Annotated in this window: 16 protein-coding genes and 1 pseudogene; 12 read left to right on the plus strand and 5 right to left on the minus strand. The window is 65.0% G+C overall.

Annotated features, from left to right (window positions below):
• Window positions 1-213: 213 nt before the first annotated feature.
• From BLQ74_RS22215 to BLQ74_RS22225, 3 genes are all read left to right on the plus strand, one after another.
• Window positions 214-426 (plus strand): glycine zipper 2TM domain-containing protein, encoded by a 213-nt coding sequence (locus BLQ74_RS22215; protein WP_090266590.1) that lies wholly within the window; start codon window positions 214-216, stop codon window positions 424-426.
• Window positions 427-480: 54 nt separating this feature from the next.
• Window positions 481-930 (plus strand): hypothetical protein, encoded by a 450-nt coding sequence (locus BLQ74_RS22220; protein WP_090266593.1) that lies wholly within the window; start codon window positions 481-483, stop codon window positions 928-930.
• Between the two features lie 120 nt (window positions 931-1050).
• On the plus strand, window positions 1051-1389 hold the full coding sequence (locus BLQ74_RS22225) for a hypothetical protein (RefSeq protein ID WP_090266596.1): 339 nt from the start codon (window positions 1051-1053) through the stop codon (window positions 1387-1389).
• A gap of 304 nt (window positions 1390-1693) precedes the next feature.
• Here BLQ74_RS22225 and BLQ74_RS22230 read toward each other — a convergent pair whose 3' ends face one another.
• A complete protein-coding gene (locus BLQ74_RS22230) occupies window positions 1694-1963 on the minus strand; it encodes a hypothetical protein (protein ID WP_090266599.1) in 270 nt (89 codons plus the stop codon).
• Window positions 1964-2490: 527 nt separating this feature from the next.
• Here BLQ74_RS22230 and pgm point away from each other — a divergent pair.
• Window positions 2491-4143 carry a phosphoglucomutase (alpha-D-glucose-1,6-bisphosphate-dependent) gene (gene pgm, locus BLQ74_RS22235; protein ID WP_090266602.1) on the plus strand — a complete coding sequence of 551 codons (1653 nt, stop codon included), beginning with the start codon at window positions 2491-2493 and terminating at the stop codon, window positions 4141-4143.
• 149 nt (window positions 4144-4292) lie between these two features.
• Window positions 4293-5009, plus strand: a pseudogene (locus tag BLQ74_RS22240) (Crp/Fnr family transcriptional regulator); the annotation flags it as partial.
• A 178-nt stretch (window positions 5010-5187) separates the two neighbouring features.
• Here the strand turns inward: BLQ74_RS22240 and BLQ74_RS27770 are convergent.
• The 3 genes from BLQ74_RS27770 to BLQ74_RS22255 all read right to left on the minus strand — a co-directional run bounded on the left by BLQ74_RS27770 (window position 5188) and on the right by BLQ74_RS22255 (window position 5899).
• Window positions 5188-5349, minus strand: coding sequence for a BON domain-containing protein (locus tag BLQ74_RS27770; protein WP_244507247.1), 162 nt, complete (start codon window positions 5347-5349; stop codon window positions 5188-5190).
• Between the two features lie 95 nt (window positions 5350-5444).
• Complete coding sequence (locus tag BLQ74_RS22250) at window positions 5445-5654, minus strand: CsbD family protein (RefSeq protein WP_090266609.1); 210 nt, start codon at window positions 5652-5654, stop codon at window positions 5445-5447.
• The gene (locus BLQ74_RS22255; RefSeq protein WP_090266612.1) at window positions 5651-5899 is read right to left on the minus strand and encodes a hypothetical protein; all 249 of its coding nucleotides are present in this window, start codon (window positions 5897-5899) and stop codon (window positions 5651-5653) included. The genes BLQ74_RS22250 and BLQ74_RS22255 overlap by 4 nt, the downstream gene beginning before the upstream one ends.
• A 310-nt stretch (window positions 5900-6209) precedes the next feature.
• Between BLQ74_RS22255 and BLQ74_RS22260 the strand changes: the two genes are divergently transcribed.
• The 7 genes from BLQ74_RS22260 to BLQ74_RS22290 all read left to right on the plus strand — a co-directional run bounded on the left by BLQ74_RS22260 (window position 6210) and on the right by BLQ74_RS22290 (window position 11703).
• The gene (locus BLQ74_RS22260; RefSeq protein ID WP_090266616.1) at window positions 6210-6368 is read left to right on the plus strand and encodes a DUF3309 family protein; all 159 of its coding nucleotides are present in this window, start codon (window positions 6210-6212) and stop codon (window positions 6366-6368) included.
• A gap of 179 nt (window positions 6369-6547) precedes the next feature.
• Window positions 6548-7042: an outer membrane lipoprotein gene (locus tag BLQ74_RS22265; protein ID WP_090266619.1), complete on the plus strand. Its 495-nt coding sequence runs from the start codon at window positions 6548-6550 to the stop codon at window positions 7040-7042.
• Window positions 7043-7135: 93 nt separating this feature from the next.
• The gene (locus BLQ74_RS22270; RefSeq protein WP_170842848.1) at window positions 7136-8383 is read left to right on the plus strand and encodes an AI-2E family transporter; all 1248 of its coding nucleotides are present in this window, start codon (window positions 7136-7138) and stop codon (window positions 8381-8383) included.
• 151 nt (window positions 8384-8534) lie between these two features.
• A complete protein-coding gene (locus BLQ74_RS22275; protein ID WP_090266627.1) occupies window positions 8535-9224 on the plus strand; it encodes a VIT1/CCC1 transporter family protein in 690 nt (229 codons plus the stop codon).
• Window positions 9225-9465: 241 nt separating this feature from the next.
• Complete coding sequence (locus tag BLQ74_RS22280) at window positions 9466-9762, plus strand: hypothetical protein (RefSeq protein ID WP_090266632.1); 297 nt, start codon at window positions 9466-9468, stop codon at window positions 9760-9762.
• 163 nt (window positions 9763-9925) lie between these two features.
• Window positions 9926-10249 carry a DUF2388 domain-containing protein gene (locus tag BLQ74_RS22285; RefSeq protein WP_090266636.1) on the plus strand — a complete coding sequence of 108 codons (324 nt, stop codon included), beginning with the start codon at window positions 9926-9928 and terminating at the stop codon, window positions 10247-10249.
• 257 nt (window positions 10250-10506) lie between these two features.
• The gene (locus BLQ74_RS22290) at window positions 10507-11703 is read left to right on the plus strand and encodes a DUF2252 family protein (protein ID WP_090266639.1); all 1197 of its coding nucleotides are present in this window, start codon (window positions 10507-10509) and stop codon (window positions 11701-11703) included.
• A 155-nt stretch (window positions 11704-11858) separates the two neighbouring features.
• Here BLQ74_RS22290 and BLQ74_RS22295 read toward each other — a convergent pair whose 3' ends face one another.
• A complete protein-coding gene (locus tag BLQ74_RS22295; RefSeq protein WP_170842849.1) occupies window positions 11859-12779 on the minus strand; it encodes a universal stress protein in 921 nt (306 codons plus the stop codon).
• Window positions 12780-12947: the final 168 nt, after the last annotated feature.

A 12947-nucleotide genomic window follows, 5' to 3' on the forward strand; every position in this document is an offset into this window, starting at 1 on the left:
GGGCCGATAAAAGGGCAACAGCCAAACTTCAGTCATTGATATTCCATCGACAACTTAAAACTCACCAAAGTAAGTCCTGCAGCGCAAAAAGTTCATTTCGATATTCCAGCAAGCAAACTATCTGGCATGTGTGCCCTGGCGTACAGACCTGGCCACGCGCCGAGCGCATTCTGTTTGATAAGCAGATCACTGCTTGTTAACAGGACAACATGTATGAACGTTTTCAATAGATTCACGCTAAGCACCTTGGTCGTCGCATCGCTCATCAGTCTGGCAGGTTGCCCGACCATGTCGACGCAGGGACGAAATACCGCCATCGGCGCGGGTGTCGGTGCCGTAGGCGGGGCCGTTCTGACCGGAGGCAGCACCAAGGGAACCCTTGGTGGGGCGGCAATTGGCGGCGTCATAGGCCACGAAGCGAAATGACCTTGAGCAGGTGGTGAATCTATTGATTCGAAGACGAATCTAGGAGCAGTTCTCATGAAATACAGTCATCGATCCGTACTCTCGAGAATCGCTTTTTCATTATTCCTGGGCGTTTCCTCGATCGCATTTGCCGTAGCCGCCGATCAGCCGATCGATCACAATTCGGTACAGTTACAGCCGCAAGTACAGAACGGCATCAGCTATTTGACTGGCGGCATTGGCCTGGATGAATCAACGGCGCTGAAACAGACGCAGGGTTACAACTTGCACATGACATTCTCCTCAGGGCCTAGCAATCAATACTTGGGGAGCGTTGATGTCGTGATCCAGGATACGAAAGGAGCTTCCTTATTATCCTTGAGCCAGGTCGGCCCCATGATCTACGTTAAACTACCAGCGGGTAAATATATCGTCCTGGCAACGCTGAACGGCAATCAACAAAGGAACACCATTGCACTCGATGGCAAGTCCACAGGCACGCTGAACTTCCACTGGAACGACTAGCGCATCGATCCTCACCGCCCCTCATCGCCATGCCGCTAGCGCCCCGGCGCGGATCTCCCGATCCGCGCCGGGAGACCCAGCAGGCACATCCGCGAACGTACACAGAAGGTAGCCCCGACCATGAGTACCCTGACCATCGAAGGCTGGTGCAAAACCGGCAGCGAGCAGAAATCCACTCCGCTCGAAGACATCCATTTCTACCTGAACGGAACCGATCACCTGCATCTGGAGCAGGCAGAGGAATACTTACAAAGAACCCATGAGCCGGACGTCATGGTCGATGTCGACATGACCACGCTCGACCTGAACCTACCGGCGGGATGCGGCCCCCTGTCCGACTGCAGGATGCGCGTCTACCTGGACGAGAGTCAGCGTGGACAATTCCACCTGGTCGGGCACCGGGCCAGCGACGGCAGTCTGATCTACACCAATGCCGTGCTGATCGACCAATTGATCTGACGATCGCCCCTCACCGCCGCTGGCAGCCTTGCCAGCGCGTCGAAATACCGAGAGAGGGCCGGCGTTCTGCACGCAGGCCCTCTCTCGGTATCAGGCTTACTTCGGACAACAGGCTAGTGCTCGGAGCATTTCCGCGCATTCTCGGTATAGCGAGCGGCAACCTGGTCGGCACGGCTTTGTTGCGCCGCCGAAGCACCAGGCGCGGTTCTCCCGAATGGGCTTCCGCGCAGTTGGCGCCAGGCCCGCCGGCAGAGGTTCAGCAGGTGCCGGCATTGCCGCCTGAAGCCTGCCGCCGCCGTGCGTCTCATGATTTCTCCTGCTCCTGGCTCATCAGGTCGTCATCACCACGGGCGGCATGCCGCGGCGCAGCGGCAGGGGTTTTCGATTTCTTCGCCAGATGGGGCGCTGCGGCAGCCTCAGGCTGTTGCAGCACGGCGTCAGCCCTGGTTTTCGGGTTGGAGTAGCTTTCCGCTTTCGACAGCCGCGGCGCCTGGTTGCGGATGCCTTGTGGATGGGACTGCCCCTTCAAGGGGGCGGTTGCGTCGTTCGAGACTGATTTGCCTGACTTGTTCATAGAGACCTCTGGGTTCATCCCACTCTCGCGTGCGTGCAAGGTGTCGGGCGACAGACAATGGCAACCCAAGGCCAGCGCGTCGGTGCGCTACCGCGCATACCCTCGCCGCGTTCCGCTGCGGGGTGCCCGCACCAGCTTGCGCTGCGCGCCGGGCAAGGCCGGGGCGGGAGCCGAGCGATAGGCGAGGTGCCCTGGGTACGCTACCGAACAGACAGTCGTCGCCTACACTCGCAGGGTAGACGCAGGATAAATCGTGACCCGGCACTAGGTGATGATCGACTCTTCCGATAGCGATGAAGTACGCCGTGGGACCTCGCTTGAGCGTTCGCTCTGCGCGCCAACCAGCGCCTCCTCCAACCGCCCGATTTCAGCGCTGGCCAGCGTGGCGAATCCGCCGCGTTCACTGCATCGCATCGACGAGACGAGCACAGACGTCGAACCACGCTGGCGTTGCGCACCATGAGCATTGGCTGGGGCACTCGCCCCGCCTGGCGGCCGCCACGGCCGTCACCACGGGAGGCGCATGCATGAGTACCGGCATCAGCCCACTCGCCGGCAAACCGGCGCCCGAGTCACAACTGATCGACCTGGGCAAGCTGCTCGCGGCCTACGCCGACCTGCGTCCCGATCCCGCCGAGCCAGGGCAGCGGGTCGCCTTCGGCACGTCCGGGCACCGTGGTGTCCCGTTCGAGCGCAGCTTCAACGAGTGGCACGTTCTGGCGATCAGCCAGGCCATCTGCGACTACCGCAAGCAGCAGCACATCGACGGCCCGCTGTACGTCGGTGCTGACACCCACGCGCTGTCGCAGCCGGCGTTCGAGAGCGCCCTGGAGGTCCTTGCCGCGAACGGCGTGGAAAGCCTGATCTCGCGAGGTGGCGAGTTCACCCCGACGCCCGCCGTCTCGCACGCCATCCTGGTCTACAACCGCGGGCGTAGCAGCGGACTGGCCGACGGTATCCTCATCACCCCGTCGCACAATCCACCGGACAACGGCGGCTTCAAGTACAACCCGCCCAACGGCGGCCCGGCCGGCAGCGACGTCACCGGCTGGATCGAGGCGCGCGCCAACGCCCTGCTCGCCGACGGCCTCAAGGACGTGCGGCGCACACCCTTCGCCCTCGCCCGCTTCGTCGCCAATACCCATGGCTACGATTTCCTCTACGCCTACGTCTGCGACCTGGCCCAGGTCATTGACTTCGCCGCCATTCGCGCGGCCGGCCTGCACCTGGCCGTCGACCCGCTCGGCGGCGCCGGCGTGCACTACTGGCGGGCCATCGCCGAGCGCTACCGGCTCGATCTGGAGGTGGTCAGCGAGAGCGTCGACCCGCGGTTTCGCTTCATGTCCCTGGACTGGGACGGCAAGATCCGCATGGACCCCTCCTCGCCCTATGCGATGCAGCGCCTGCTCGACCTGAAGGAGCGCTACGACCTGGCGTTCGCCTGCGACACCGACCACGATCGCCACGGCATCGTCAGCCACAGCAGCGGGTTGCTGCCGGCGAACCATTACCTGGTGGTGATGATCGACTACCTGTTCCGCCACCGCCCGCATTGGAGCCCGGCCGCCGCCGTCGGCAAGACCCTGGTCAGCAGCGCGCTGATCGATCGCCTGGCCGCCCGCCTCGGGCGCCGCCTGTACGAGGTGCCGGTGGGTTTCAAATGGTTCGTCGATGGCCTGCTCGACGGCTCCCTCGGTTTCGCTGGCGAGGAAAGTGCCGGCGCCTCCTTCCTGCGCCACGACGGCACGACCTGGACGACCGACAAGGACGGCATGGTCGCGGCCCTGCTGGCGGCGGAAATCACCGCCCGCAGCGGCCGCGATCCCGGCCAGCGCTACCGCGAGATCGCCGGCGAACTCGGCGACCCGCTGGCCGACCGCCTGGAAGCGCCGGCCGACGCCGAACAAAAGGCCCGCCTGGCGAAACTCTCCCCGGCAGAACTGGCCGGCGGCGAACTGGCCGGCGAGAAGATCACCAGCGTGCTCGACCGGGCGCCGGGCAACCAGGCGCCGATCGGCGGCATCAAGGTCAGTGCCGCCAGCGGCTGGTTCGCCGCACGGCCATCCGGCACCGAGGCGATCTACAAGATTTACGCCGAGAGCTTCAAGGGCCGTACCCACCTGCAAGCCATCCTGCAGCAGGCGCAGGCGATGGTCGACCGCGCACTCAAGGCGCGCTGAAAGCGCCTGCAATGCGCTGCGGCCGGGGCCCCGTGCGTCGGCCGGACGCTGCTTCGGGCAGCGGCGCAGCCGCGGCGGCTGGCCGACGTCGGCAACGGGTCTATGCTGAGTGGCGGTGGAACGGTTTATCCGAAAACAACAGTGCCGCTATGTCAAAGAACCCCTCCCCCCTGCACAACCACTTGCTGGCCGCACTGCCTGCCGCTGTGCAGGAGCGCCTGTTCCCCCATCTGGAACTGCAAGAACTCCCCCTCGGCAAGGTTCTCTATGAATCCGGGGACGCCATGCGCTACGTGTACTTTCCCAGCGACGCCATCATCTCGCTGCTGTACGTGATGGAAGACGGTGCCTCGGCGGAGATATCCGTGGTCGGCAACGAAGGGTTGATCGGCGTCGAGGTGTTCATGGGCGGCGAAAGCACCCCGAGCCGGGCCGTCGTGCAGAGCGCCGGCACCGTGTATCGGCTATCCGGGCAGAGGATCAAGGACGAATTCAATCGCCACGGCGAGATGCTGCAACTGATGCTCCGCTATACCCAGGCGCTGATCACGCAGATGGCCCAGACCGCGGTGTGCAACCGCCACCACTCCATCGACCAGCAGCTCTGCCGCTGGTTGCTGCTGTCCCTCGACCGTCTGCCGAGCAACCAGCTGACCATGACCCAGGAGCTGATCGCCAACATGCTCGGTGTGCGCCGCGAAGGCGTCACCGAGGCGGCCGGCAGGCTGCAGAAGAAAGGCGTGATCGAGTACAGCCGGGGACACATCACCGTGCTCGACCGCGCCCGGCTGGAAGAGTTGAGTTGCGAATGCTACGCGGTGGTGAAGAAGGAGACCGATCGCCTGCTGCCTTACGTGCCCAGCCGACCAGGCGTTTCTTTCGGCCGCCAGCGCCGCAGCGATGCGGCCGAGCCCAGCGCCTGCACGGTTTTCGCCATCGTTTGGGCAACGCCCGCTGACCTCGCCGCCGCTTGGTGGCTCTCCACCGCAGCGCCAGGTGCCGTGCAGCGGGTCTCGCCGCTCGGACGTCCTTTAAGCGACTGGCTCAGTAGGTCAGCCTCGTCGCTTGTACCCCTTTGACCCCGCGGACGTTCGACGCCAGCTCGATGGCCAGGCTGCGCTCCGCGCGGCTGGCCAGCCCACCGCTGAGGGTGACGATGCCGTTGAGGGTGCTCACGGCGATTTCCGAGCTGTTGACAGGGATCACCTTGCGTCCGCCCTGGGCGGCCCCATCCCTGGGAGCTGCCGGCCCGGCGTTGCACACTTGGCTAAGCCGGGCCGGCAGAATCGCACCTGTGGTTGTTATTGCAGGGTGTTGAGAAAGCGCTTGACCTGCGCGTCGGCGGCATCACGGGTAATGGCGTACCGTTCCTCGATCAGGCCCGCGAGTTTCTCGCTGTGCCCTTGCGATTTCAGCAACTCGTCCTCGGTCAATTCGCCCCAGGCGACCTTGGCCGCGCCGACATGCTGTTTCCACTTGCCCTTGAGTTGATCCGAGCTGGGGATTTTCACGATTTCTTCCCTCCCTGCCGGGAATCCGCCGCTTGCGCGGGCGGGCGGAGGCGATCCTTGCCCGGGGCCTTGAGCGCCGGCTGCTGCTGCCCATGCCTGGGCGAGGGTTTGCGAACATCCTTGTCCATGCTGGAGGTTGCCTCGGGCGCGCGCTCCACCTGGGTGTTCGTCGCGGACTGCGGACGACTCGGCTTGCCGGTCTTCGGCGAACCGCTGGCGACGTTGTGCTTGATCGTTCTGTTCATGCTGACCTCTGTATGCATCCCGGTATTCGCGAAACTGCAAGAAACCGGGAGCGCAACGGTGGCAGGCCAGCACCGGCGCGTCGGTGCGCCGACGCACTTAGTCGTTCGAGCGTCAGCGTGGCGTGGCGACGAATAAACCTCCGTCCCCATCCGCGCCGCGGCTCGCCCGCCATGCAACGCCGCAATACATGCCACTCAATGTGCGCTATCGAACTGAAACAAGTCCCCTTTGAACTCAGACTTTTCATACGCACTTCGGTGCGGCGCAGTTTTGCCAGCGCGTTGCATTCACCCACAGAAGGAGATCGCCATGGGCATGGGGACGATACTGTTGATCCTGCTGATCCTCTTGTTGATCGGCGCCTTCCCCACCTGGCCGCATAGCCGCAGTTGGGGCTATTACCCGAGTGGCGGACTGGGCCTGGTGTTGATCATCGTCCTCATCCTGGTACTGATGGGACGCCTGTGATCCGCAAGCCCCTCAGCGCAGCCATGCCCCAACGGGCGTGAGCGGTTCAATGGTCGGGCCTCTTCCAGGTGCTTGTTCGCCAGCCCTCGCTCCTTCGCAGATCGGGTGAGGATGCGGCCTACCGCAGCGACTGAGCATGGCATGGCGCCCTTGGTAACCATCAGTAGAGGAGATGTGCCATGAGGATCATGATCAGCCCCAGCCTCATCGTCGGCTTGGTCTGCGCCCTTGCCCTCAGCGCCTGCGCGCCGCTTTATCCCAACGGAGGCAGCTCGAGTCCAACGACCTACAACGGTCAAACCAGCGCACCGGCGAACTCGACCTACTCCGGTACCGGCGTGGTGCAATCCATCGACGCCGTCCAGCAAAGCTACCAAGGCATCGGCGGAACGGGGTACGGCCTGGGCACCCTGGCAGGTGCCGTGGTCGGCGGTATCGCCGGCAGCCAGGTCGGATCAGGGACTGGCAAGACAGCCGCGACGGTCGCCGGCACGGCGGGTGGCGCCTACATCGGGCACCAGATCGAGAAAGGCAATCAGGCGCCGACCACCAGCTACAACATCAGGGTCCGCATGGACGATGGCTCCTATCAGACGCTGAACCAGAGCAGCACCGGCGGCTTGAGAGTGGGCGATCGGGTCAGGATCGAAAACGGCAGCATCCGTCGCTACTGATGCGCGGCCAGTCTTGCAGCCTGGAGCGTGCATGCCACATCAGCGCAGGCCGCACGACGATCCCGAGGGTCCTGCGGGAACGGAGGTGAAATGGTGTCCACTGGCGCCCCCGATGAACGCCCTCCGGAGGAAAAGCCGCGCCGGGTGATTCGCATCGAACTCTCTGCGCGCACCCTGATTCTCCTGGCCCTCATCATCCCCGGCCTGTGGGTGCTGAATCGGATTCTGCCGGTGGTCCTGGTGCTGGTCTCCGCACTCATCATCGTCGGCAGCGTGAGCCCCGCGGTCCGCTTCTTCGAGGCACGCCGCATCAGCCGAGGGCTGGGCATCGCCATTGTGTTCAGCGGGCTGATGCTGGCTAGCGTGCTGTTCATCACCCTGACGATTCCGGCGCTGATCGCGCAGGTAAGCAGCCTCGTCGATCAACAGGCGGCCATGCGCGAGCGCCTGGCCGGCTGGCTGGAAGGCTTCCACCTGACCAACCCCCTGGCGGACATGCTCCGCGAGCTGCGCGTCGGCGACCTGGTCACGCTGAGCGTCTCGAGCGTGCTAGAGCTTTCCGGCAGTGTGGTGGCGATCTTCGCGTATATCCTCAGCGCCGTGTTTCTCGCCCTGTACATCATGCTCGACCGGGATCGCCTGCGCGGCGGCCTGTTTCTGCTGCTGCCCATGTCCCACCACGTGCGCCTTTCCCGAGTCATGCTGAACCTGGAAACCATCGTCGGTGGCTACATCCGCGGGCAAGTGATCACCTCGGCCTGCATGGCCCTGTTCGTCTTCGCGTTGTTGACCGCCTGCGGTGTATCCAACGCCCTGGCCATCGCGGTGTTCGCCGGCGCCGCCGACATCCTGCCCTACATCGGCAGCCTGCTGGTGTTGGTCGCCGTGGTGGGGGTCACGCTCAGCAAGAGCTTCACCGTCACCAGCATCGTGCTGCTGCTGATGCTCGCCTACGAGGAGGTCGAGAACCGCTTGATCGTGCCCCACATCTATGGACGCGCGTTGCGCCTGCCGTCGTCGGTGATCTTTTTCGCGCTCTTGGCCGGCGGCGTTCTATTGGGTATACCGGGGGCGCTGCTGTCCCTGCCCGTGGCGGCGGCGCTGCTGATGCTCATCCAGGAGCTGCGGGTCGAGCTGCCGGGGCAGCAGGAACAAGCGGCCGACGTGACGACGCGCAAGAGCGACGAGCGCGGCGAGGCGGAGTATGAGCGGCGGAGCGAAGGCATGCCTGCCGAGCAGGCCGCGGCCATCGCCGTCGAAATCGCCACCGATCGACACAAGGAAGAACGCAGCTCGCCGGCCAAGCCGGAGCCACCTGCCGGTCCCGGTGTGGACAGCTAATCTTGCCACCTGACGCGAACCTCTCGACTCCCAGGGAATGACCCATGAAGCGCAGCACACACAGGGCATCGCCACTGCCACGCCCCACTCGACGGCCCGCCTTGCCAAGGCTGCGGATCACCCTCCGCCGGCTTGCAGCGGGGTGGCCGTCATGAGGCACCTGGAACGACACAGAACGCAGCGCGTCGGCTGGCTTCGTGCGGCGGTTCTCGGCGCCAACGACGGCATTGTCTCCACGGCCAGCCTGATCCTGGGGGTGGCGGCCGCGGGGGCGACATCGGCGAATATCCTGGTCGCCGGCGTTGCCGGCCTCGTCGCCGGGGCCATGTCGATGGCAGCCGGCGAGTACGTTTCGGTGAGTTCGCAAGCCGACACCGAGCATGCCGATCTGGAGCGGGAGCGTAGCGAGCTGGCGGCCTTCCCCGAGCATGAACACGCGGAACTGGCGGCCATCTATGTTCGCCGTGGACTCGATGCGGAGCTGGCCGCCAAGGTCGCCACCCAGTTGACGGCGCACGATGCGCTTGGCGCACATGGGCGCGATGAACTGGGCATATCCGATACCCTTGCCGCGCGCCCGGTGCAAGCTGCCCTGGCGTCGGCCGCCACCTTTTCGCTGGGGGCGGTGCTGCCGCTGTTGGTCGTCATGCTGCTGCCGGTATCCGCGCTCATGTGGGCGGTTTCGGCCAGCTCCCTGGTGTTTCTCGCCCTGCTCGGCTCCCTCGCCGCCCGCGTGGGCGGCGCTTCGGTGATGACCGCCGCTGCGCGCGTGACCTTCTGGGGCGCGCTGGCAATGGCCTTGACCGCCGGCGTCGGCGCCTTGTTCGGGGTGTCCGCTTGAGTGTCGCGCCGGCGGCCCGCTCGATTGCCGCCGGCCGGCACGGGGCGCCGCTTTCGCCTGATCTATCCTTAAAGGATGGGATCACCACCGATCGAACCGCGGACAGGTTTGAAGCTCCAGGGAATAGCCATTTCAGCAAGGTGGCGGAGCTGCCAGGGATACGGCTTTTCCAACCCTGAGATGTGGTAGGCCGTTGTCTGTTGCTGCGCTGTACCGCACTCACTGCGCAGGAGACGCACAGATGGCTATCCACGTTACCCACTTCAAGGTCGACGGGCATCTCGCCTGCGGCCGCCACGGCGACACGCTTGTCTCCACCACGGAAGTGGCGCGGGTGAAGTGTCGCAGCTGCCGCGCCACCGACGCGTTCCAGGATGCTCGCCGGATCGAACGGAACGCCGCGCGCAGAGCGGCACGGCAAACCGCGAAGATCGCTCACGCCGCCTACCGGTGGCGCGCCGCCTGGATGCAGAAGCTGGCCGCCATACCCGGGCGCCAGCGACTGCCTCGCGGGTTCGCAGGTCAACCCTTCGTCTAACCGTCTGGAATCGCATTCAAGGGCTGCATGGAGGCATGTTTTCAGCCATTGAGTGAGCAACGCGCCCAGCGGGCGGCGAAGACCCGTGCCCGACGACCGGGAACTCCCGCCTGCACCAGGACGCTGACTCAGTGGGCTGTCTTGCTCGCAAGAGGTCTTTGCCATGAGCCGCACACTAGTTGTCGTCGCTGCACTGTCGCTCTGCCTGCCCGTCGCCTCGGCGCTGGCCCGTAGCGTGGATGCAGAGGATGTCGCCACCTCCGCGGGGATTTCCGCCTCGCTGTATTCCACCTTCAAGGACAAGAAGGTCGTCGTTGCCGCGCAGGACGATGCCAGCAGTTTCATCGCCAGCGACGGTGGCATCCGCGGCGCTTACCTGGAGGCCGCGCTGCAGCAGATCCGCCGCGAACATCCCGGCTTGCAGGCGAGCGACGAGGAGCTGGCCACGGCGATCCTCGTGAAATCGCCGGACACCGGCGGTCGCTGAAGTGAACCGCCGGGCGGCCTCCGGGGAACAGGCTCATGAGCATCCCTGGGTCTGTTTTTATGGCCATTCGACAAGGCGCGGAATCGTCCAGGCGGCACGTGCCAGGACTCGCAGGCAGCACAGCGGCAAGCCTCGTTCGAGCCGGCGGCATCGGGGCAGCGCCAGTATTTCCGCGCGCCTCGACGGCCCGTTGCCTAGAGGCACGATGACTTGAAGCGTCGCCCCCGGCGCTTTGGCCAGCCCCACGGAGTGAGCAGATGAAGTTGCCGCGCCCAGAAGAACGCACAGCGCTACTCCGACACCTTCGCCAGGAGAAAATGGCACGTTCGGCGCACGCCTATCTGCGCGGCAGCACCGTGCATTTCTACCAATGGCTGCACAGTCAGCGGGGCAGGACGCTACCGCATGGCCCCAATGTCTGGATCTGTGGTGACTGCCACGTAGGCAACCTGGGGCCGATCGCCGATCGTCATGGACGCATCGATATCCATATCCGCGATCTCGACCAGAGCGTCATTGGCAACCCCGTGCATGATCTGGTCCGCCTGGCACTGTCGCTGGCCACCGCAGTGCGGGGTTCGGATCTGCCCGGCGTCACGACGGCGCACATGCTGGAAGCCATGATGCGAGGCTACGAAGCGTCTTTCGAGGAGGCACCAGCCGGCATGCCGAAGCGTCCGCCGCAGGTACAGGCCTGCATGCGCGACGCGGTCGAACGTACCTGGAAACATCTCGCCCATGCTCGCGTGAGCAATACGCGCCCCAGCCTCCCCCTTGGCCGGCACTTCTGGCCGCTTTCGCGCGCGGAGAGCGCCGCCATCGAGGCGTTCTGCGCGACCCCCGCCCTGCAGCGGCTGGTCAGTGCGTTGCAAGGCCGGGCGGCGGATGCCCGTGTGGCGATGCTCGATTCAGCCTTCTGGGTCAAGGGCTGCAGTTCGCTCGGCCTGCTGCGCTATGCCGTCTTGCTGAGCGTTGGCGAAGCTGATGAACGGGACTACTGCCTGATCGACGTCAAAGAAGCCGTGAGGGCAGCGGCTCCCCGCGGCGCTCACGTACATATGCCGCGGGATAACGCGCATCGCGTGCTCGAAGGCGCCCGGCAACTTTCCCCTACGCTCGGCAAGCGCATGATGGCGACACGCTTCCTCGATCACGGCGTGTTTGTCCGCGAGTTGCTGCCGCAAGACCTCAAGCTGGAACTGGACACCTTGAACCGCCAGGAGGCCATGGCGGCGGCAGACTATCTGGCCCGTGTGCTGGGCATTGCCCATGCTCGACAAATGGACGAAGGCACACGCAAGAACTGGCTGGCCGACTTGCGCCTCAACCGCTCAAGGACGCTCGACGCGCCCTCCTGGTTATGGACCAGCGTGGTCCAACTGATCGGACGCCATGAAGAAGGCTACCTGGAGCACTGCCGCCGCTACATGTATGCCCTGGGAAAAGCGCAATAGCCCGCCTGCGCTGGTGACAGCGAATGCCCGGAAGGCCCTCCGAGCGCTCGGAACGAGCGACGCGAGTCAATCTCATCTGCTCCCGCGCGCGGCCCTTCCGAGACTTGCCGCCCAGCGCGCCGCGGCGAACTCAGGCAGCCGCGCTTTGCAGCGGCCTAGGGCGCGCTGTCTTTCCGCTTGATCGCCAGGATGCCGCAAGGCACGCGGTAGAGAACATGTTCGACGGTGCTGCCGAGCAGCTTGTTCAGGCCGCGCCGGTGCGTGGTGCCCATGACCAGCACGTCGACCTGCTCGCGTTCGGCGAATTCGGCGATGACCCGCGCCGCCGAGCCGACCAGGAAATGCTGCTGGTGCTGGCCGATTCCGTGGCGCTCGGCCAGCAGCTCGAAGGCGTCCTCCTGGGATTGCCGCACACCATCGCTCAGCCCCGCCGATAGCGGCATCGCACCCAGCCCGCGTTCCACCGAATAGATGCCGGACGGGTCGAACACATGCAGCAGGTGCAATTCGGCGCTGCATTCGTCGGCCAGGGTCCTCGCCGCAGCAATGATCTGCTCGTTGACCGCATGGATCTGCCCTTCCGCATGGAAAGGATCGACCGTCGCCACCACCTTGCGCGGCAATGGCTGCTCGGCGCGGTTCACCAGGTACAGCGGTATCGGGCAATCGCGCAGCAACTGCCAGTCCAGCGGCGTGGCAAATGCCCGGTGCAGCGCCGACTCGTGCTGAACGTCCTTGATCAACAGATCGGCGCGGGCTTCCCTGACGTGCAGGATGATGTCTTGCAGCGGATGCTCGACCCAGGCCACTTCGCTGCTGACCTGCTGGCCCTGGCGACGGGCGCTGGCGGCCTGCTCGTCGAGCCACTCGCGATGGCGTTGCACATAGGCCTCGCGGACTTCCTGCGGCGCTTCCTGCGGCGCCAGCCAGCCGCTTTCGAGGCTCGACGGATGCAGGAAAATCACGATGTGCAGCGTCGCGCCGGTCGCCCCGGCCAGCGCCAGCGCCCGCTCGAACGCCGGGCTGCGGCGCATCTCGGCGGGGGCCAGCAGAAGCAGATGCTGATACTTGGACATGGAACACCTCCAGGTGGATCGCCCGGGCAACAGCCCGCGGTCTCGGTACCGGATAGCGACAAGCGCAACAGCGATCACGCTCGCCCCCTGCTTTTTCTTTTGCGCCGAGCCGTCGCCGAGCATGTTGATGTGCATCAAACAAGCCCCCCGGCGCCGGCGCGCCACGCC

This window comes from Pseudomonas panipatensis, from assembly GCF_900099785.1.
GTDB classification, from domain to species: domain Bacteria; phylum Pseudomonadota; class Gammaproteobacteria; order Pseudomonadales; family Pseudomonadaceae; genus Pseudomonas; species Pseudomonas panipatensis.

Coding starts and splice junctions, on each gene's coding strand:
- BLQ74_RS22215 (WP_090266590.1), top strand. CDS start 214: ATGAACGTTTTCAATAGATTCACGCTAAGCACCTTGGTCGTCGCATCG.
- BLQ74_RS22220 (WP_090266593.1), top strand. CDS start 481: ATGAAATACAGTCATCGATCCGTACTCTCGAGAATCGCTTTTTCATTA.
- BLQ74_RS22225 (WP_090266596.1), top strand. CDS start 1,051: ATGAGTACCCTGACCATCGAAGGCTGGTGCAAAACCGGCAGCGAGCAG.
- BLQ74_RS22230 (WP_090266599.1), bottom strand. CDS start 1,963: ATGAACAAGTCAGGCAAATCAGTCTCGAACGACGCAACCGCCCCCTTG.
- pgm (WP_090266602.1), top strand. CDS start 2,491: ATGAGTACCGGCATCAGCCCACTCGCCGGCAAACCGGCGCCCGAGTCA.
- BLQ74_RS22255 (WP_090266612.1), bottom strand. CDS start 5,899: ATGAACAGAACGATCAAGCACAACGTCGCCAGCGGTTCGCCGAAGACC.
- BLQ74_RS22260 (WP_090266616.1), top strand. CDS start 6,210: ATGGGCATGGGGACGATACTGTTGATCCTGCTGATCCTCTTGTTGATC.
- BLQ74_RS22265 (WP_090266619.1), top strand. CDS start 6,548: ATGAGGATCATGATCAGCCCCAGCCTCATCGTCGGCTTGGTCTGCGCC.
- BLQ74_RS22275 (WP_090266627.1), top strand. CDS start 8,535: ATGAGGCACCTGGAACGACACAGAACGCAGCGCGTCGGCTGGCTTCGT.
- BLQ74_RS22280 (WP_090266632.1), top strand. CDS start 9,466: ATGGCTATCCACGTTACCCACTTCAAGGTCGACGGGCATCTCGCCTGC.
- BLQ74_RS22285 (WP_090266636.1), top strand. CDS start 9,926: ATGAGCCGCACACTAGTTGTCGTCGCTGCACTGTCGCTCTGCCTGCCC.
- BLQ74_RS22290 (WP_090266639.1), top strand. CDS start 10,507: ATGAAGTTGCCGCGCCCAGAAGAACGCACAGCGCTACTCCGACACCTT.
- BLQ74_RS22295 (WP_170842849.1), bottom strand. CDS start 12,779: ATGTCCAAGTATCAGCATCTGCTTCTGCTGGCCCCCGCCGAGATGCGC.